Here is a 16,810-nt window from a genome sequence, read left to right as displayed (position 1 = left end):
CAGCCACTTACGGCGTTCTTCTCTGAGTTTGTTGCCGGTGACGCCCCGCTACTTAAATCTTTTTCTATACCGTAAATACCTCCACTTTCCCGATCCCAACATCCATGAGAAAACTCGCACCATGATGAAAATCAGACAACTGCAAAAACGTGCGGCAGCGCTCGCAATAGTCACTGCTGCAACCCTCGCATCCTCGGTCGCCACGGCGCAACCCGTCGTGCCGCCTCGCAACCCCGACCGGGCCGTCCTGCCGGTCATCTCCGGCTCGAAGGTCAGCACTCCCGGTGGATCATGCACCGTAGGGGCGGTTTTGGTGCCTAAGAGCATCTTCCACAGACTGACGCCGTACCAACGAGCCACACGATGGATCGTGCTGGCCAAGCACTGCGCGCCGATGTACGCGACTATCCACGTGGGTACCAATGCCATCGGCACCGTTGTGTGGCAGTCGGCCACCTCAGATTTTGAGCTTGTGCGGGTTTCGCCCCAGCCGGGCCCGTCGGCGCTGTACTGCGCCGCCCACCACAGCGCGGTGTTCTGCAATCCGCTCCAAGCCTACATCCCTCGAGCAAACAACCAGGTCTTCATGCCGCGTGCCGGGCGGGAAGCGCGACTTGCTGTTACCGGGTGGTCGAACGCGCCGGATGGGCAGTTCTGCACAAGCGGTTGGCGCACCGGCGTCAGCTGCGTGTGGCGAGACATGTCTCTCGTGCCGGGGATGTGGAGACCGGCTTATCAGCACATCGATGCCGCGAACGGGTCCGAGCTCAATCGCATCGACAACGGCGACTCCGGCGGACCAGTCGTCACCTACGATCGGCATCTGATCGGGATCATCTCCTCCGGCGAGCCTAACGGCCGTTCAATCGTCTTCTACACGCCAATGGCGCAAGTGTTGCACGAGCTGTTTAGCTACAACCTCGCCCCCGCCGACCTTCCCACCGCTGTAGGCGAGGACAATTCGCTCTCCCCAGACGGTGAAAACGCTGGGTGGGAACTGGCCCCGACCGACGGTGAAAACGCTGGGACGGAACTGGCGCCGACCGACGAGTGAGGCGTATGGCCGCCCCACTGTCTGATGAAAGCGAGCGGGGCGGCTCTCATGGTTAGGAATCTATAGTCACTCCCATTTTTGCAACACTGATTTTTGACTAATGGGCACCTCGAAAAACTCGAAATTGTCAATAGTTCTTCGACTTGTCTCTAAATAATTTGTACTAGCTCAGGCCTGATCTGGCTTTGTTGCATAAATCAAGCTTTTAGGCGAATGACGGATCTGAACACTACAGTCTTTTCAGCATCGGGTTCCCATGGCAAAGCAAACGTTTAAAATCACCAACTGGTCCGTCTACAACAATGCTCTCGAGCAGCGATGTTCATTGACAGTCTGGTTTCAAGCGCCTGCAATTGCTCGGACTCGCTGAGCGCAAGTCACGTCCCAGCAGCAAGCATCCCGACAGAGAAAAGCTGTTCTGGTCGCTAACAGAGAAATGCTTGCAGTTTGGCAAGAATCTCACTGACCCAGCCAATCCGCGCCAGACGCAGCCCCATTTCTACGACAGCCTGTTTCCACGGCTCTTAGGCGTCATGATGAACGGTGTAGCGGCATAAACCAACATATTGACCGAGGGATAACCCATGCGCTATAGTGAGGCTGCATCTGCAAATTCAGGTGCCGGGATTGGAAACCCGCTGTAATACCGTGTCATAAAGTGACACGCAATTTGCGTGTTTCTTTATGCGCCTGCCCCATTCCCAGTCGAAACGCAACAAAACGGTAGGGCATTATGCCGCCTGTAAGTGCGTTAAAAATACCTCATTTGGAGAACGATAACCCAGCGATTTTCGGCCTCGCGTATTGAGCAGGTGTTCGAGTGCTGCAACCTTGCGATGGGTGACATAATTGAAGTCCGTTCCCTTCGGGTAAAAACGCCGTATCAGCCCGTTGGTATGCTCATTCAACCCGCGTTCCCAGGAATGATATGGCCGGGCAAAGTAGACCGGTGCCCCCGTGACTTTTGTAATTTCCCCGTGCTGGGAAAATTCAGAACCGTTGTCAGCAGTCAGGGTTTTAAACTCGCAGAAGGTATTGGCAACGATGTCCCTGAAGGCCGCTACCACTGTCTCTGCTCGCTTGTTGGGCAGTTTGCGAATGATGACCAGCTTGACGGCTTTATCGACCACCGTCAGCAGGAATGATTTCTGATCTTTGCCAAAGATGGTGTCAATCTCGAAATGCCCGGGTTCCTGCTTGAGGTCAGCAACGGCCGGCCGCTGCTCAATGCCAACACGGTTGGGAATAGGACCGCGTTTGTTCTCATCGGTCTGATAGTTATACCGTTTACCCCGATGAGGGAGCTGCTGATACAGCTCACCGCCGGCCCGGCGCTCCTGCTGGATATAGCGATAGAGCGAGTTCTTGCTGACGGACAGGCCAAATTCCAGGACCAGGCGCCCACTGATGACCTCAGGTGAGGTGTGGGTAGACAGCGCCGTTATGATAAAGTCCTGAATGTGCGGTTCAAGCTGGTTAATCACGCTGTCCGGCCGTGTTTTCTGCCGCCGCCCTCTGGCCAACGTTTCGGCCCTTCTGCAGGAATAGACCCCGTTGAAAGCGGCGTCGGTATTGCGTCTGAGTTCCCTGCTGATGGTAGAACGAGGAAGCTCCAGTTCCCGGGCGATGGTGGCCTGGTTAACCCCATCACCACGCCGCTTTTCGATGTAGAACCGTTCTTTGTGAGTCAGATGTTTTCCCTGCATGCAACGGGATCTCCAGTAGGGCCAGAACGGTGATTTTATCCGACTCTGGCCAGTGGGTCACTTTGTTGCATTTCGACTGGGAATGGGGCCCTCAGCACCCTCTATGGTGGCTCAGGCAGGGGAACCGAAAGGTTCACCGGTTCACGGTATCCGGCATTTCCAACCCTGTTTGGGCTACCACCACGAGATTGGAAACTCCAGTGGTAGCAACACATAAAATACCGTTGGAGGTCTCTATGACCGCATTATCTACCACTCCATTTACTTTTGAAAACCATATAGTGCGCACCATCATCATTAATGATGATCCTTGGTTTATTGCTCAGGATGTATGCGATGCATTAAAGCTCACAAATTCCCGCATGGCTCTAAAAGCGTTAGACGACGATGAAAAAGCTGACGTAAGCTTAACTTACACCAGCTCGAACGGGGTCACCCAGAATCGTGATACCAACATCATCTCCGAATCCGGCATGTTCACCTTGGTACTACGCTGCCGCAATGCAGTGAAGCAAGGTACCCTGCCCCATCGCTTCCGCAAGTGGGTAACAAGTGAGGTACTTCCCTCAATCCGCAAGACTGGCAAATACGAGCATCCACAATACAAACCCCAAGCTGCCGAACTATTCAACGATGATGATACCCGTTCCCTGACCCATCTGGTCTGGAGCATGGCGACCGGCTTTCATTTTGACCGTGCCTGGACACAGGCCATCTGGTATGCCCTGCGCCGCGTAACGGGCGTACCCTCCCCTTGTATCTTAAAAGTTGGTTAAAATAACTACGATTAGATTTGGCACAGCGTATGCAGCCCGATTTCCCTTTGGGTTAAAAGCCCGTTACTGAGCGACTGGCGCATACGTTGAGCCACTCATCTGAAACCCGAACAGTTGTCCGTACTCCATAACGCATTTGCAAGGATGGGTAATAATGAGTCTGCCAAGTCCACTCTGTGTAGGTATCGATGTTTCGAAAGCAACGCTGGACATTGCCGCCAGCAGCACGATTGCGCAATTTTCTGTTGCCAATGATGCTGACGGCTTTGATTCCATTATTGCTGAGCTGAAGAAGCACGACGTTGCGCTTGTGCTGATGGAAGCCACCGGAGGGCTTGAAGCTGCCGTAGCTTGTGCGCTTCAGGCCGAAGGTTTTGAGCTCGCTGTGGTCAACCCCAGGCAGGCTCGTGACTTTGCCCGTGCTATGGGGTATCTGGCGAAGACTGACCGTATTGATGCGAGAGCACTTGCGCAGATGACCGAGGTTATTAATCGCCATCCGGAACGAGGCCGCTTTATTCGGGCTTTGCCGGATACTGAACGTCAGGTTCTCAATTCCATGGTAGTTCGCAGACGGCAGTTGATTGCAATGCTGGTTGCTGAACGAAACAGGTTGTATCTGGCTCATCAGCAAAGCAGAAAAAGCATTAATATCATCATCAAAGCGCTGGAAGATGAACTTGCGCGGATCGATAAGGACATGAACACCCACATCAGCAACCACTTCAAAGAGCTTTCTGAGCGGTTGAGTAGCATTAAGGGCGTCGGCACTATGACCGTGGCCGCATTGTTGGCAGAGGTTCCTGAGTTGGGTCGGCTCTCGAGACGAGAAATTAGCGTTCTCGTGGGAGTAGCCCCAGTCAATCGGGACTCTGGCACCATGAGAGGCCGACGAACCATCTTTGGTGGTCGGTCGGGAGTGCGGAGCGCGCTTTATATGGCTGCACTCGTAGCAACCCGCTTCAATCCAGTGATAAAAGCGTTTTACATGCGGCTGGTTACAGCAGGAAAACCCAAAAAAGTGGCGCTGGTTGCCTGTATGCGCAAGCTGCTGACCATCCTGAATGCGATGCTCAGAAAAAACGAAGAATGGGATGAGTCGTACCATCATGTAGCTCCATAATTTTATCGTTCAAGACAGTTGCTCAGCACTTCGAAATCCGGCAACTCCCCCTGCTGGCCGAAGAGTGCCGCCGTATCTACAGCATTACCAACACGCTCAAGGGTGCCATCTTCGACGCTGAGAAGCAGACGATACGACGTGTTCTGCGTCACCGTGAAGATGAAGCTATCGTGCTTGCTGAAATGCAACAGATGCTCGAAGACAGCACTCAGCAGCATTACGGCGTCATGACCCACGCGCTCGAAAAATGGCAACAGGCGAACGTTAGCCAGTTCCTTCAGCGCCACTAACCACTAATCCAGCCCCGGTATCGTGCCGGGGTTTCATTAATCACATTAACTTGTGAGGACCTTACTATGTCTAAAGAACATGAACTGATCACTATCGAAACTAATAGCATCAATGGAGAAACCATCCAGACGGTGAATGCCCGTGACCTGCATGAATTCCTGAAGGTCGGCAAGGACTTCACTACATGGATTAAAGACCGTATTAGCCAATACGAATTTGTTGAAAATCAGGACTACGTGATTGTTGATAATTTGAGCTCCCCAAAATCGGGGAGTGCAAAATCTCGCCAACGCCCAATGAAAGATTACTACATCAGCATCGACATGGCGAAAGAGCTTTCGATGGTTGAGCGTAACGAGAAAGGCAAGGAGGCACGTCAGTACTTTATACAGTGTGAGAAGCGCATCAAGTCCCTGCCTGCCGATCCCGTTCAGATGCTCAATGACCCAGCGGCCATGCGTGGCATCCTGCTTACCTACACCGAAAAGGTTATCGCCCTCGAAAGCAAAGTTGAGGAGATGGCCCCAGACGTGAAAGCCCTGCACCGCATCGCCAAATCTGACGGCGGCATGTGCATCACCAACGCCGCCAAGGAGTTACAGGTACGCCCCAAAGATCTGTTCGCTTTCCTCCGTGAGCGTGGCTGGATTTATCGCCGTATCGGCATCAAGAACTGGATAGCCTACCAGAGCAAAATCCAGTCAGGCTACCTCGAGCATAAAATATCACTTATCCCCTGTGACGACGGCACCGACAAAATCCGCGAGCAGGTGCTGGTGACACCGAAGGGACTGGCGAAGCTGTCTCAAGCCTTTTGCCTCGAACCGGCGTAATTAAATGTCCTTTCACCGCCCCGCTAATACACCGGGGTTACATTTTCTTCATCGTTTTTACTAACGAGGACTTTACGCATGCAAAATTTAATATATGAACATATTTTAACCCTTTCCAGCCGTGAGATTGCCGAACTGACAGAAAAGCGCCATCCAGATGTAAGAGGGGCTACAAATGAAACCTAAAATATAGCCAAGCGACTTAATTTTGATTACACCATATGGACTGAGAACAAACTCTCTGTATCGCAACCCATCTCTCTTTTTTTGCTTTTTGCTTGTGCCCATTTATGCTCAATTGGGTTAAGATCTGGCGAATATGTAGGCAAATACTCCACCATATACCCTGCATCGATGATGACTTGTTGAATATTATGTTTTTTGTGAAAAGTGGCATTGTCCATCATGATTACACTGTTTTTAGGGAGTACTGGGATAAGGACTTGTGTGACCCAGGCATAGAAAACATCGCTGTTAATATTGATATCAAATAATCCGATAGCAAACAGCGTTGTGCCTAATAAAGCGCCGATAACATTTGTTCTTCCCCTAGCTCCCCAGTTCTTCAGGCCAAAACACCGTTGACCTTTTGGGGAATAGCCGTGAGTCCGTGGTGCATCGTGTGAAAAACCACTTTCATCAATAAAAACAATAGGTTTACCTTCTTTTTCATACTGTTGTTTTTTTTGTTGAAATCCCTGCCGGGCGTTTTCGTCGGCTTTCGGATGACGTAGAGTTTTTTTTATAGGTCAATCCCAGCTTTTTAAGCGCTTGCCAAATGGCCTTCTGACAAACGCCAAAACGCTCTGCACGTTCTTTTTGGTAAGCATCTGGATATTGTTCAACATCTTTTATCAACTCGGATTTATCGATCTTTCGCTGACGCGTGGTCGATGCTTTTGACTCTATTTGATTAATCCAACGCGATACAGAGGCAGGGCCAATCCGAAATTGCTTCGCTGTTTCTCGGATACTCAACCCTTCGTTTTTCCGTGTAGATATCACTTTACGTCTAAAATCAATTGAATAGCTCATTTAAATAATGTAATCAAAATTAAGTCGTTTAGCTATACCAGTCAGAATAAGAGAGCGTGAGAAGCGATTTAAGCGCTTATACCGTGAAGGACTTATCCACGCAATACGCATACGACGAACCGGTTATTTATCAATACGACTCTCCCTCTACTGGCGCATGTTATCCAAAGATAATGGCCTGAGTTGGAAGACCATGAGCCACGCCAAGTACGACACCCAAATAACACTATAAAAACAGGAGAATGAGATGAACGCATCCCACACATTTGAGAGCAGCGAAGGGTTCGGCAGGTAAGGTGTGGATCCTCGCAGACTTCCGGCATCATTGTGCCCAACACGGGATGCATAAAGCTCCCTGATAACTGGAGGATCCACGACATGAAATATACCCCTGTTGGCGTCGATATCGCAAAACATCTGATGCAGGTTCATTTCATTAATGAACATACCGGTGAAGTCATCGATAAACAGATAAAGCGCGACGCGCTGCTGGAATACTTCAGCAATCGTGAGCCTTGCCTGATTGGCATGGAAGCTTGCGGCGGTTCCCAGCACTGGGCGCGGGAGCTGGAAAAACTGGGGCATAAGGTCAGACTACTCCAGGGCAAATTCGTCAAGGCCTTCGTGATGGGCAATAAAAATGACGTGATGGATGCCCGTGCTATCTGGATGGCGGTCCAGCAGCCAGCTAAAGCCGTTGCCGTCAAAACTGAGGAACAGCAGGCAGTACTGTCGCTGCACAAAATGCGCCGCCAGTTAGTGAAGTTCCGCACCGCGCAAATCAACTCGCTACACGGATTGCTGTTGGAGTTCGGCGAAACTGTGCGTAAAGGCCGGGCGTCACTGGACAAGGCGATGCCAGAGGTGCTTGAGCGACTTAAGGAAAAGCTGCCACCGTTCCTGAACTACCAGTTTGAAGACCAGCATCGGCGCCTCAATGACCTGGATATGCAGATAGAGGGTATCGAAAAACAGCTTGCCACTTGGGCGAAACAGAATGAGGCCTGTCGGCGGATTATGGACATTCCAGGTGTTGGCCCACTGGTTGCCACCGCAGCAATTATAGCCAACCGACTTAAAAATGATTACATCCTATGCCCTGATATGCGGCAAAGAAGCATAGCTGGCTGTTATCAAAATAATGTCGCTTGGCTATACCATCATGGGAGATGCGGGAGCCTTCCGATCAGGACGGGAGTTCGCAGCCTACATCGGCTTGGTGCCAAAGCAAACAGGCACCGGCGGCAAAGTGAGGCTTCTGGGCATCAGTAAACGCGGCGATGCTTATCTGCGGACGCTGTTTATCCACGGAGCCAGGGCTGCGACGCTGCTGGCGAAAGAGCCGAACCCGTGGGTTACGGAGCTGCTGAAAAGACGGACAACCAGCGTTGCGGTGGTGGGGATGGCTAACAAGATAGCGCGCACGGTGTGGGCCCTGGTGGCACATAGCCGAACTTACGACAAAAAACACGTCAGTGTCAGGCCGTTCTGAACGACAGATACTGGCAAAACATTAACTCTTTTAATAGAAGGGTGAATGCTGAAAGGTTGCTAGGGCAGCCGTAGTGATGACAACGACAGGTAAGACCGTGACTCACTAAACCTGAATGGTGTGTTGAGCTTAAAGCTCGCCAGGAGAATGAGGTGTGAGTCAGCGAATCTCATCGAGGCCCGCAGCAGCGGCTGCAACAAGGCCGAATATAGAGCTGCAACCTACCGTCAATGTCAACACCACGAATGCTTTGCAAACGGGATGCGTTCATATAGCACCCATGAATTATGCATTCGCGGGTCATGCTGCCCTCATGGGAAGCCATCACCCGGAAGAAACCCACCTGGATAAATGGGTTAAGTGGCTGAAAAAGGGATACCGAAAGCTTATCGATATCCTCGAACAGCAAGGCAAGCCTCTACGACCTGCATCAGTACGTTAATCAAGGCTGTTACAGCGGCTTTGTTGAATAATTTAACCGTTTGATTTACATCTTCTTTAGTTAGAATGCATTTACAGAGAATGTATTTTGTTAGAACGACAAATCAAATAGTTAGCACAATAAAAAGCATTCCGAGAGGAAAAATTAGTCGTTGAAATTTTATAATGCTTATATAAATCAGTATCTTAAATTATTCAACAAAGCCTGTTACAGCCTGAAATCACCTGCATCACCGCATTTCTTAGATTGGTCATTCCCCCACCTGCTCGCCGTCATGACGAACGGCGCAGCGGCTTAATTTTAGCAGAGGTCAATGATGGCATACATCACCTTATCCGAGTGGAATCGGCGGCAACCCCGTCCGCGCTTTATGGAAACCGTCAGGCGATTGGTCAGGAGCGGAATGATTTTTCCCGCACCGATACGAGATGGGCGCGAGTATCTGGTTGACGAAAATGCCTGCAAGCTCACCCAGAATAAAAACCTTAGCTCATCAACTTACCTTCATCCCGCCCTGTTATCGAGGATAAAACATGGCACGCCGGAGAAGCCATAAGAACCGCGATTTGCCGCCAAACCTGCAACCGCGCAATGGCGGCTATTTTTGCTACCGTGATCCTCGCACCGGAAAAGAGTATGGCCTGGGCCGCCATCGACAGGAGGCCATTACACAAGCCATAGCTGCCAATATGGCAATAAACTAGTTGCTGAATAGAGACTTGCATTTTTTGTCAGGCTATTGAGAATAAAAAGAGGTTTAACTTAGAGAATAAAGGTTTGAAATGATCAACAAAGAGCGGTTGTTACGAGATAATCGTTTATGTAAAGCAATCATTGGATTATCAGTCGAAGAATTGAAAAATTTAGCCGCTGAATTTTCAGCTTGTTATTTGATTTATCGGAAAAAGAATCGAAAAGATCACGAGCGGCAGATGGGTGCAGGGCAGAAAGGATTTATCCCAACCCCATTAGATAAACTGCTTTTTATTTTATTGTAGGCTTTGTTGAATAATTTAAGATACTGATTTATATAAGCATTATAAAACTTCAACGACTAATTTTTCCTCTCGGAATGCTTTTTATTGTGCTAACTATTTGATTTGTCGTTCTAACAAAATACATTCTCTGTAAATGCATTCTAACTAAAGAAGATGTAAATCAAACGGTTAAATTATTCAACAAAGCCTTTATTGTATTTAAAATGTTATCCGACCTATGATTTGCAAGGACTTCTTTTTGGTTTAGATAGAACACGGGTATGTCGCTGGGTAAAAATATTATTGCCGGTTTTAGAGATGACTGCACTGGTCAAGTAAATCAGGACACTTTTTTCTCAGCCATTTGTTCATAACGCACCGGAGACAGATCCCCGTTAGCGGCATGATGCCTGTGTAGGTTGTAGTAGCGGATATACGTCGCCACATCCTGCTCCATGTAAGCCCGTGTTGGCTGGGGTACCAGCAGCAACCATTCATGTTTCAGACTGCCCCAGAAGCGCTCCATCACCGCATTATCCCAGCAGGCACCCACGTCTCCCATACTGCTCCTCAGCCTGTAGCTGCTCAGCAGCGCCTGAAAGCGTTGTCCCGTGTACTGCGCCCCCCTGTCCGTATGCACCACCAGGCCCGGCGGGGGAGTTCGCAGGTTATATGCCTTCATCAGGGCCCCGCAGACCAGCGATGAGGTCATCCGTCTGTCCACCTGCCAGCCCACTATCTGCCGGGAGTACAAATCCATAATAGCCGCCAGATACAGCCAGCCTTCACCGGTCTTCAGATACGTGATGTCACTCGCCCACACCTGATTTGGCCCCGGCGGGTTAAAATTCTGGTTCAGCAGGTTTGGGGCCACCTCTGCACCCGGGCGGGGTTTTGTCGTGACCTTATAAGTCCGGCGCTGTCGGCAGACCAGCCCCTCTTCCTGCATGAGTTTCCTCACCCGCCAGCGGCTGATTATGATGCCTTCTCCACGAAGCCTTTTGACCAGCGTCCGGCTTCCTGCTCCCTGCCTGCTGGCGGCGAACAGCGCCTTTAACCTGACCCGGACCTCCACGTCTTTTTGCAGCGGTTCGGCGGGCTTTTTTCGCCATGCATACCAGGCAGAGGCCGTCACACGCATGACCCGACAGAGTGTACGAACGCTGAAGTCAGTGGCATTGTCGAGAATGAACCGGTATCTCACCACATATGTTTCGCGAAGAAGGCACTCGCCTTTTTTAGTATCTCCTTCTCTGTACGTAACTCTTTGTTTTCCTTTTGTAACCGTTTTAACTCTGCACGTTCATCATCGCTGAGTACGCCGTTGCTCTGCTCGCGTGCCAGCGAGACCCATGTATGCAGGGTTTTGTTGCTTATGCCCAGCGATGCTGCTGCCCTGGCTATCGTATAGCCCTGCTCTGTTACCAGGGCAACGGCTTCCTTTTTAAACTCAGGGGTAAATTGTCGTTTATGGTTCACTAAACACCTCCGTTTTGGATGTAAGTTTAGTGTCCTGATTATTCAACCACTACAGACCTTGGGGCGAGAATGTGTTTTGCCCGCTCGTCAAATTCGCTCTGCTGAGGAATTTTTTCGCGCCTTTCCTGGAGTTAAAGACGTCTTTATTGATGGGACAGAGCGACCTGTCCAAAAGCCTAAGAATCTGCGTCGGCGAAAAAAAATGTATTCGGGAAAGAAAAGACAGACCACTCGAAAAGGGCTTATTATGACTGACGAAACAAGGCAAATTGGATTTATCCCCATGAGCAAAAATGGGCGCCGTCACGATAAACGCTTACTCGATAAAGTCGATATAATTCGCCATATTCCTCCTGAGGTAACCATTTGGGCAGATACCGGTTTTCAAGGTATAGATAAACAGCATCCTAATACACAAATCCCAAAAAAAGGAACTCGAAAAAGACCTTTATCGCCTGAACAAAAACAAGAAAATAAAATAATCTCGGGCATCCGTATTACAGTTGAACACGCCATCGCGGGTATCAAGCGCCTCGGTTGCATGACCCAAATTTTACGGAATCGTAGACCCTTTATTGATGATACCTTCTTACTCCTTAGCGCCGGTCTTTGGAATTTCCATCTCAGAACAGCGTAAAATTTACTTCAATCACCGAAACACCCTTATTTCACTATTAAGCAACACGCTTAATTTATGGCTCATCAAAACCATCACCGCTCGTTGACCGCATCAACGGCACACAGGCGACCACAGTTAGCGAATGGACTGAACGCTATCTGACGATACTCGAAGGACGGAAACTCAAGCCGAAAACGATGAGCGAGTACCATAAATACCTGAAAGCCGTTAACGCCCATTTAGGCGAAGTTGCTCTTCAGAAAGTAGAAACCAAAGACATTGCCTCGTTCCTGAATCAGTGGGTAAAAGCGGGGAAAGTGACAATGGCGAACCGCATCAGAGCATTGCTGCTTGACCTGTTTCGTGAAGCGATTGCTGATGGGCTACTCAAAAGCAATCCAGCCGAGGTTACGCGTAATCAGCGGGTGGACATTAAGAGGGAGCGTATAACGCTGGATGAGTGGAGACTTATACGCAAGGCAGCGGATACATTACCCGCATGGGTTGGGCCCTGTCTTGACCTTGCTTTAGTCACCGGTCAACGTTTAGGGGATATACAGGCGCTACGCTGGGAGGATTTCAAAGACGGGCGCCTTTACATCAAGCAGGCAAAAACAGGCACGATGCTGGCGTTCTCCCAGACAACCCGCATCGACTGCCTCAATTTATGCCTTGCTGATGTATTGAACCAGTTCAGGGGATTAAACAACGGGGTAGCACATATCGTAGCAGACGCTAAACACAAGCAATTTGCCGCAAAAACGATATCTGCCGCTTTTTTGAAGGCGCGTCGTATATCAGGATTAATATGGGAACGCAAACCTCCCTCATTTCATGAAATCAGAAGTTTGTCAGCGCGTCTCTACACCGATGAGAAAGGGAAAGAATCTGCACAAAAATTGTTAGGTCACAAAAGCTCTGCCATGACAGATAGGTACCGCGATGACCGGGGGGCTGAATGGAAGCAGATTGAATAATTTCGATCGAATTTCGAGTAATTTCGATCGATTGTTTGTAACTCACTGAATGAAAAGGGTGATATTTCAATGCCGCTGTGCGACACACAGTGGCAGCTTGGCATGCAAAAAGCCGGGGTCGCGAGCGGCAGCAACAGCGCGAGCAGCGTTCTGGCGCTGCAACTCACTGTCAATGAAATGAAAAATCAATTGGATAACGCTAAACGCGACGTGGCGGTGGCGCGTTCCCGGCTCAAACAATTGACTGGAGTGGACATTACGCGCGTCAGCGGCGATTTCCCCGTCATCACCCGACTTCCCGCCAGCCAGAGTGCGTTGATTGATGCCATCAAGCAGCACCCGGAAATCATTCAAGCCGCGCGCGAAGCGGATGCCGCCAAGGCAAAATCAGCGCAGTCCGCCGTTGCCGCCATTCCTGATGTCGGTGTGGAAGTGTACTATGGCAAGCGGGCCGATGGGTTAGAGGATATGGGCGGCGTGATGCTGACGGTCGACCTGCCCTTATTCAAATCACAGCGGCAGGATAAAGATTACGCAGCCGATCTCTCCCGAACCTATGAAGCCAACGATCAGTTGACCTTACTGACGCGTGCGCACCAGGCCGCACTGGATGCGCTTATCGCACAGTATCAGGCTGCGAAATCCATCTACGACCGTCAGGCCAATGAGGTGATCCCGCTGCAACGCTCACGGCTCAAATTGCTGGAGGCTTTGTTGAATAATTTAAGATACTGATTTATATAAGCATTATAAAATTTCAACGACTAATTTTTCCTCTCGGAATGCTTTTTATTGTGCTAACTATTTGATTTGTCGTTCTAACAAAATACATTCTCTGTAAATGCATTCTAACTAAAGAAGATGTAAATCAAACGGTTAAATTATTCAACAAAGCCATTGCTGGATGCAGAATATCGCACTGGCAGCAGCGGACTGGCAGAAAACCTTGATGCCAGACGCGCGCTGCTGAACAGCGAAATTGAACAGATCAACGCGCAAAAAGCGCTCGCTGCCAGTTGGGCCGCTATTCGTTATTTGATCCCTCAGGATACAAAGCTATTACCGCAGGATACAAAACAATAAGCGTGTTGCTTAATAGTGAAATAAGGGTGTTTCGGTGATTGAAGTAAATTTTGCGCTGTTCTGAGATGGAAATTCCAAAGACCGGCGCTAAGGAGTAAGAAGGTATAGCTAAACGACTTAATTTTGATTACATTATTTAAATGAGCTATTCAATTGATTTTAGACGTAAAGTGATATCTACACGGAAAAACGAAGGGTTGAGTATCCGAGAAACAGCGAAGCAATTTCGGATTGGCCCTGCCTCTGTATCGCGTTGGATTAATCAAATAGAGTCAAAAGCATCGACCACGCGTCAGCGAAAGATCGATATAGCCAAGCGACATTATTTTGATAACAGCCAGCTATGCTTCTTTGCCGCATATCAGGGCATAGGATGTAATCATTTTTAAGTCGGTTGGCTATATCTGTAATGACAGAACTGAAAAATCGTGGGCTACAGGACATCTTCATCGCCTGCTGCGATGGCCTGAAGGGCTTTCCTGATGCCATTGAAGCTGTTTACCCGCATACGCGGGTACAGCTCTGCATCGTGCATCAGGTGCGGAACTCGCTGCGCTACGTCGGCTGGAAAGAGCGTAAAGCCGTTGCTGCTGACCTCCGCACTATCTATAGTTCCGCAACGCTAGAGGGCGCTGAAGAGGCCCTGGATGCCTTCGCGGACAAATGGGATGAGCAGTTCCCGACGATCAGCCCATCGTGGAGAAATAATTGGGAACGTCTCATCGTCATTTTTGATTTTCCGCCGGAGATCCGCAAGGTTATCTACACCACCAACGCGATAGAGTCGTTAAATGCTTCATTGCGCAAGATAACGAAAACGCGACGAATATTTCCAACGGATGACTCGGTGCTAAAATTATTCTATCTAGCCTTGCATAATATCTCGGCTAAATGGACCCTACCAATCAGAGACTGGAAACCGGCTATGAGCCAATTCATGTTGATGTATGGAGATCGGATTTCCGGTTAAGCGATGGAGCCATTTACACGAAATTCTTTACAGACTCTGCAACCGAGGCGCTTGATACCCGCGATGGCGTGTTCAACTGTAATACGGATGCCCGAGATTATTTTATTTTCTTGTTTTTGTTCAGGCGATAAAGGTCTTTTTCGAGTTCCTTTTTTTGGGATTTGTGTATTAGGATGCTGTTTATCTATACCGGCTTTGTTGAATAATTTAAGATACTGATTTATATAAGCATTATAAAATTTCAACGACTAATTTTTCCTCTCGAAATGCTTTTTATTGTGCTAACTATTTGATTTGTCGTTCTAACAAAATACATTCTCTGTAAATGCATTCTAACTAAAGAAGATGTAAATCAAACGGTTAAATTATTCAACAAAGCCATCTATACCTTGAAAACCGGTATCTGCCCAGATGGTTACCTCAGGAGGAATATGGCGAATTATATCGACTTTATCGAGTAAGCGTTTATCGTGACGGCGCCCATTTTTGCTCATGGGGATAAATCCAATTTGCCTTGTTTCGTCAGTCATAATAAGCCCTTTTCGAGTGGTCTGTCTTTTCTTTCCCGAATACATTTTTTTTCGCCGACGCAGATTCTTAGGCTTTTGGACAGGTCGCTCTGTCCCATCAATAAAGACGTCTTTAACTCCAGGAAAGGCGCGAAAAAATTCCTCAGCAGAGCGAATTTGACGAGCGGGCAAAACACATTCTCGCCCCAAGGTCATCTCTAAAACCGGCAATAATATTTTTACCCAGCGACATACCCGTGTTCTATCTAAACCAAAAAGAAGTCCTTGCAAATCATAGGTCGGATAACATTTTAAATACAATAAAATAAAAAGCAGTTTATCTAATGGGGTTGGGATAAATCCTTTCTGCCCTGCACCCATCTGCCGCTCGTGATCTTTTCGATTCTTTTTCCGATAAATCAAATAACAAGCTGAAAATTCAGCGGCTAAATTTTTCAATTCTTCGACTGATAATCCAATGATTGCTTTACATAAACGATTATCTCGTAACAACCGCTCTTTGTTGATCATTTCAAACCTTTATTCTCTAAGTTAAACCTCTTTTTATTCTCAATAGCCTGACAAAAAATGCAAGTCTCTATTCAGCAACTAGTTTAGTGGCCGAAAGTGACGCTGGCAGTCGCCGCGGCCCTGTTGCTCGCCACGCTCTACCCGCTTTCCCACTTGGGCAGCGAGTTCATGCCCGCATTGGATGAAGGCGATTTGCTCTATATGCCCTCCACCCTGCCGGGAATTTCCGCCCGGGAAGCCGGACGGTTATTGCAACAAACCGACCGACTCATCAAAACCGTGCCAGAAGTAGACACGGTGTTCGGCAAAGCCGGACGGGCAGAAACCGCCACCGACCCCGCACCGTTGACCATGATCGAAACCACGATACGCTTTAAGCCCAAAGATCAGTGGCGGCCCGGCATGACCATGGACAAACTGGTCAGTGAACTCGAAAGCATTGTTAAAGTACCGGGGATTGCCAATATAGCCAACCGACTTAAAAATGATTACATCCTATGCGCTGATATGCGGCAAAGAAGCATAGTTGGCTGTTATCAAAATAATGTCGCTTGGCTATATCTGGGTTCCCCCCATCCGCAACCGACTGGATATGCTGGCGACAGGGATCAAAAGCCCGGTGGGCATCAAAGTGAACGGCAGTAATATTGCACAAATCGAAGCCGTGGCCGAGCAGATTGAGCAGGTAGTGCGCGGCGTTCCCGGTGTCACTTCTGCACTGGCGGAGCGTCTGGCCGGTGGGCGCTATATCGATATTGATATCGATCGCTCCAAGGCCGCGCCTTATGGCGTGTCGGTAAAAGAACTGCAATCCATCGTGTCTGTGGTGGTCGGCGGTGAAAATATTGGTGAAACCATTGAGGGGCGCGAACGTTATCCCTCGCCCCATTCCCAGTCGAAACGCAACAAAACG

At 49.1% G+C, this 16,810-nt stretch carries 22 protein-coding genes and 4 pseudogenes; 19 read left to right on the top strand and 7 right to left on the bottom strand.

The genetic code is table 11. From position 1 onward, the window contains the following. Positions 1 to 121 precede the first annotated feature (121 nt). Positions 122 to 1,054 (top strand): trypsin-like serine protease, encoded by a 933-nt coding sequence (locus ACQGXV_RS25570; RefSeq protein ID WP_440863603.1) that lies wholly within the window; start codon positions 122 to 124, stop codon positions 1,052 to 1,054. A 731-nt stretch (positions 1,055 to 1,785) separates the two neighbouring features. On the opposite strand, the gene ACQGXV_RS25565 is transcribed toward ACQGXV_RS25570, so the two are convergent. Next, positions 1,786 to 2,760, bottom strand: a complete 975-nt coding sequence (locus ACQGXV_RS25565) for an IS30 family transposase (protein WP_440863602.1) — start codon at positions 2,758 to 2,760, stop codon at positions 1,786 to 1,788. 236 nt (positions 2,761 to 2,996) lie between these two features. Between ACQGXV_RS25565 and ACQGXV_RS25560 the strand changes: the two genes are divergently transcribed. Continuing rightward, positions 2,997 to 3,536 carry a BRO-N domain-containing protein gene (locus ACQGXV_RS25560; protein ID WP_440863601.1) on the top strand — a complete coding sequence of 180 codons (540 nt, stop codon included), beginning with the start codon at positions 2,997 to 2,999 and terminating at the stop codon, positions 3,534 to 3,536. Positions 3,537 to 3,690: 154 nt separating this feature from the next. Next, positions 3,691 to 4,659, top strand: a complete 969-nt coding sequence (locus ACQGXV_RS25555) for an IS110 family transposase (protein ID WP_440862981.1) — start codon at positions 3,691 to 3,693, stop codon at positions 4,657 to 4,659. A gap of 2 nt (positions 4,660 to 4,661) precedes the next feature. Here the strand turns inward: ACQGXV_RS25555 and ACQGXV_RS25550 are convergent, their stop codons facing one another. Next, entirely contained in the window at positions 4,662 to 4,946 is a 285-nt protein-coding gene (locus tag ACQGXV_RS25550) for a hypothetical protein (protein ID WP_440863600.1), read from the bottom strand. Between the two features lie 69 nt (positions 4,947 to 5,015). Between ACQGXV_RS25550 and ACQGXV_RS25545 the strand changes: the two genes are divergently transcribed. Further along, complete coding sequence (locus ACQGXV_RS25545; RefSeq protein ID WP_440863599.1) at positions 5,016 to 5,783, top strand: phage antirepressor KilAC domain-containing protein; 768 nt, start codon at positions 5,016 to 5,018, stop codon at positions 5,781 to 5,783. 212 nt (positions 5,784 to 5,995) lie between these two features. On the opposite strand, the gene ACQGXV_RS25540 is transcribed toward ACQGXV_RS25545, so the two are convergent. Both ACQGXV_RS25540 and ACQGXV_RS25535 read right to left on the bottom strand, forming a co-directional pair. Next, the gene (locus ACQGXV_RS25540; protein ID WP_440862665.1) at positions 5,996 to 6,529 is read right to left on the bottom strand and encodes an IS630 family transposase; all 534 of its coding nucleotides are present in this window, start codon (positions 6,527 to 6,529) and stop codon (positions 5,996 to 5,998) included. Then, the gene (locus ACQGXV_RS25535; protein ID WP_440862584.1) at positions 6,453 to 6,818 is read right to left on the bottom strand and encodes an IS630 transposase-related protein; all 366 of its coding nucleotides are present in this window, start codon (positions 6,816 to 6,818) and stop codon (positions 6,453 to 6,455) included. The genes ACQGXV_RS25540 and ACQGXV_RS25535 overlap by 77 nt, the downstream gene beginning before the upstream one ends. A 34-nt stretch (positions 6,819 to 6,852) precedes the next feature. On the opposite strand from ACQGXV_RS25535, the gene ACQGXV_RS25530 reads away from it, so the two are divergent. The 8 genes and pseudogenes from ACQGXV_RS25530 (at position 6,853) to ACQGXV_RS25495 (ending at position 10,068) form a co-directional block, all read left to right on the top strand. Continuing rightward, on the top strand, positions 6,853 to 7,050 hold the full coding sequence (locus ACQGXV_RS25530) for a ParE family toxin-like protein (protein ID WP_440867610.1): 198 nt from the start codon (positions 6,853 to 6,855) through the stop codon (positions 7,048 to 7,050). 146 nt (positions 7,051 to 7,196) lie between these two features. Continuing rightward, a pseudogene (locus ACQGXV_RS25525) lies at positions 7,197 to 8,310 on the top strand (IS110 family transposase). A gap of 280 nt (positions 8,311 to 8,590) precedes the next feature. Then, positions 8,591 to 8,752 carry a protease FtsH-inhibitory lysogeny factor CIII gene (locus tag ACQGXV_RS25520; protein WP_440863598.1) on the top strand — a complete coding sequence of 54 codons (162 nt, stop codon included), beginning with the start codon at positions 8,591 to 8,593 and terminating at the stop codon, positions 8,750 to 8,752. 151 nt (positions 8,753 to 8,903) lie between these two features. Further along, positions 8,904 to 9,050, top strand: a complete 147-nt coding sequence (locus tag ACQGXV_RS25515) for a hypothetical protein (RefSeq protein ID WP_440863597.1) — start codon at positions 8,904 to 8,906, stop codon at positions 9,048 to 9,050. A gap of 15 nt (positions 9,051 to 9,065) precedes the next feature. Then, positions 9,066 to 9,308 (top strand): excisionase, encoded by a 243-nt coding sequence (locus ACQGXV_RS25510; RefSeq protein WP_440863596.1) that lies wholly within the window; start codon positions 9,066 to 9,068, stop codon positions 9,306 to 9,308. Next, a pseudogene (locus ACQGXV_RS25505) lies at positions 9,286 to 9,450 on the top strand (phage integrase Arm DNA-binding domain-containing protein); the annotation flags it as partial. The gene ACQGXV_RS25510 and the pseudogene ACQGXV_RS25505, both read left to right, overlap by 23 nt. A gap of 84 nt (positions 9,451 to 9,534) precedes the next feature. Further along, entirely contained in the window at positions 9,535 to 9,750 is a 216-nt protein-coding gene (locus ACQGXV_RS25500) for a hypothetical protein (protein ID WP_440863595.1), read from the top strand. A 192-nt stretch (positions 9,751 to 9,942) separates the two neighbouring features. Continuing rightward, entirely contained in the window at positions 9,943 to 10,068 is a 126-nt protein-coding gene (locus ACQGXV_RS25495) for a transposase family protein (RefSeq protein WP_440863594.1), read from the top strand. 1 nt (position 10,069) lies between these two features. Here the strand turns inward: ACQGXV_RS25495 and ACQGXV_RS25490 are convergent. Next, positions 10,070 to 11,208 (bottom strand): IS3 family transposase gene (locus ACQGXV_RS25490; protein WP_440863593.1). Its coding sequence is split into 2 segments (ribosomal slippage): positions 10,070 to 10,971 and positions 10,971 to 11,208, totalling 1,140 coding nucleotides; the frame shifts between segments, so codons are not numbered across the junction. Between the two features lie 58 nt (positions 11,209 to 11,266). On the opposite strand from ACQGXV_RS25490, the gene ACQGXV_RS25485 reads away from it, so the two are divergent. From ACQGXV_RS25485 to ACQGXV_RS25460, 6 genes and pseudogenes are all read left to right on the top strand, one after another. After that, a complete protein-coding gene (locus tag ACQGXV_RS25485; protein ID WP_440863592.1) occupies positions 11,267 to 11,845 on the top strand; it encodes a transposase family protein in 579 nt (192 codons plus the stop codon). A 53-nt stretch (positions 11,846 to 11,898) separates the two neighbouring features. After that, complete coding sequence (locus tag ACQGXV_RS25480; RefSeq protein ID WP_440867609.1) at positions 11,899 to 12,804, top strand: tyrosine-type recombinase/integrase; 906 nt, start codon at positions 11,899 to 11,901, stop codon at positions 12,802 to 12,804. A gap of 69 nt (positions 12,805 to 12,873) precedes the next feature. After that, positions 12,874 to 13,539, top strand: coding sequence for a TolC family protein (locus ACQGXV_RS25475; RefSeq protein WP_440863591.1), 666 nt, complete (start codon positions 12,874 to 12,876; stop codon positions 13,537 to 13,539). Between the two features lie 162 nt (positions 13,540 to 13,701). Continuing rightward, the gene (locus ACQGXV_RS25470) at positions 13,702 to 13,887 is read left to right on the top strand and encodes a hypothetical protein (protein ID WP_440863590.1); all 186 of its coding nucleotides are present in this window, start codon (positions 13,702 to 13,704) and stop codon (positions 13,885 to 13,887) included. Between the two features lie 140 nt (positions 13,888 to 14,027). After that, a complete protein-coding gene (locus tag ACQGXV_RS25465) occupies positions 14,028 to 14,276 on the top strand; it encodes an IS630 transposase-related protein (protein WP_440863589.1) in 249 nt (82 codons plus the stop codon). An 11-nt stretch (positions 14,277 to 14,287) separates the two neighbouring features. Next, positions 14,288 to 14,857 (top strand): annotated as a pseudogene (locus ACQGXV_RS25460) (IS256 family transposase); the annotation flags it as partial. Here ACQGXV_RS25460 and ACQGXV_RS25455 read toward each other — a convergent pair. Together ACQGXV_RS25455 and ACQGXV_RS25450 are read right to left on the bottom strand one after the other, a co-directional pair. Further along, positions 14,854 to 15,102 (bottom strand): transposase family protein, encoded by a 249-nt coding sequence (locus ACQGXV_RS25455; protein WP_440863588.1) that lies wholly within the window; start codon positions 15,100 to 15,102, stop codon positions 14,854 to 14,856. The pseudogene ACQGXV_RS25460 and the gene ACQGXV_RS25455 overlap by 4 nt on opposite strands. 120 nt (positions 15,103 to 15,222) lie before the next feature. Further along, positions 15,223 to 15,897, bottom strand: coding sequence for a transposase family protein (locus ACQGXV_RS25450; protein ID WP_440863587.1), 675 nt, complete (start codon positions 15,895 to 15,897; stop codon positions 15,223 to 15,225). 87 nt (positions 15,898 to 15,984) lie between these two features. On the opposite strand from ACQGXV_RS25450, the pseudogene ACQGXV_RS25445 reads away from it, so the two are divergent. Beyond that, positions 15,985 to 16,777 (top strand): annotated as a pseudogene (locus ACQGXV_RS25445) (efflux RND transporter permease subunit); the annotation flags it as partial. Positions 16,778 to 16,810: the final 33 nt, after the last annotated feature.

It is taken from the genome of Symbiopectobacterium purcellii (assembly GCF_052050035.1).
GTDB classification, from domain to species: domain Bacteria; phylum Pseudomonadota; class Gammaproteobacteria; order Enterobacterales; family Enterobacteriaceae; genus Symbiopectobacterium; species Symbiopectobacterium purcellii_A.
This window is presented reverse-complemented; position numbering and strand designations above follow the sequence as displayed.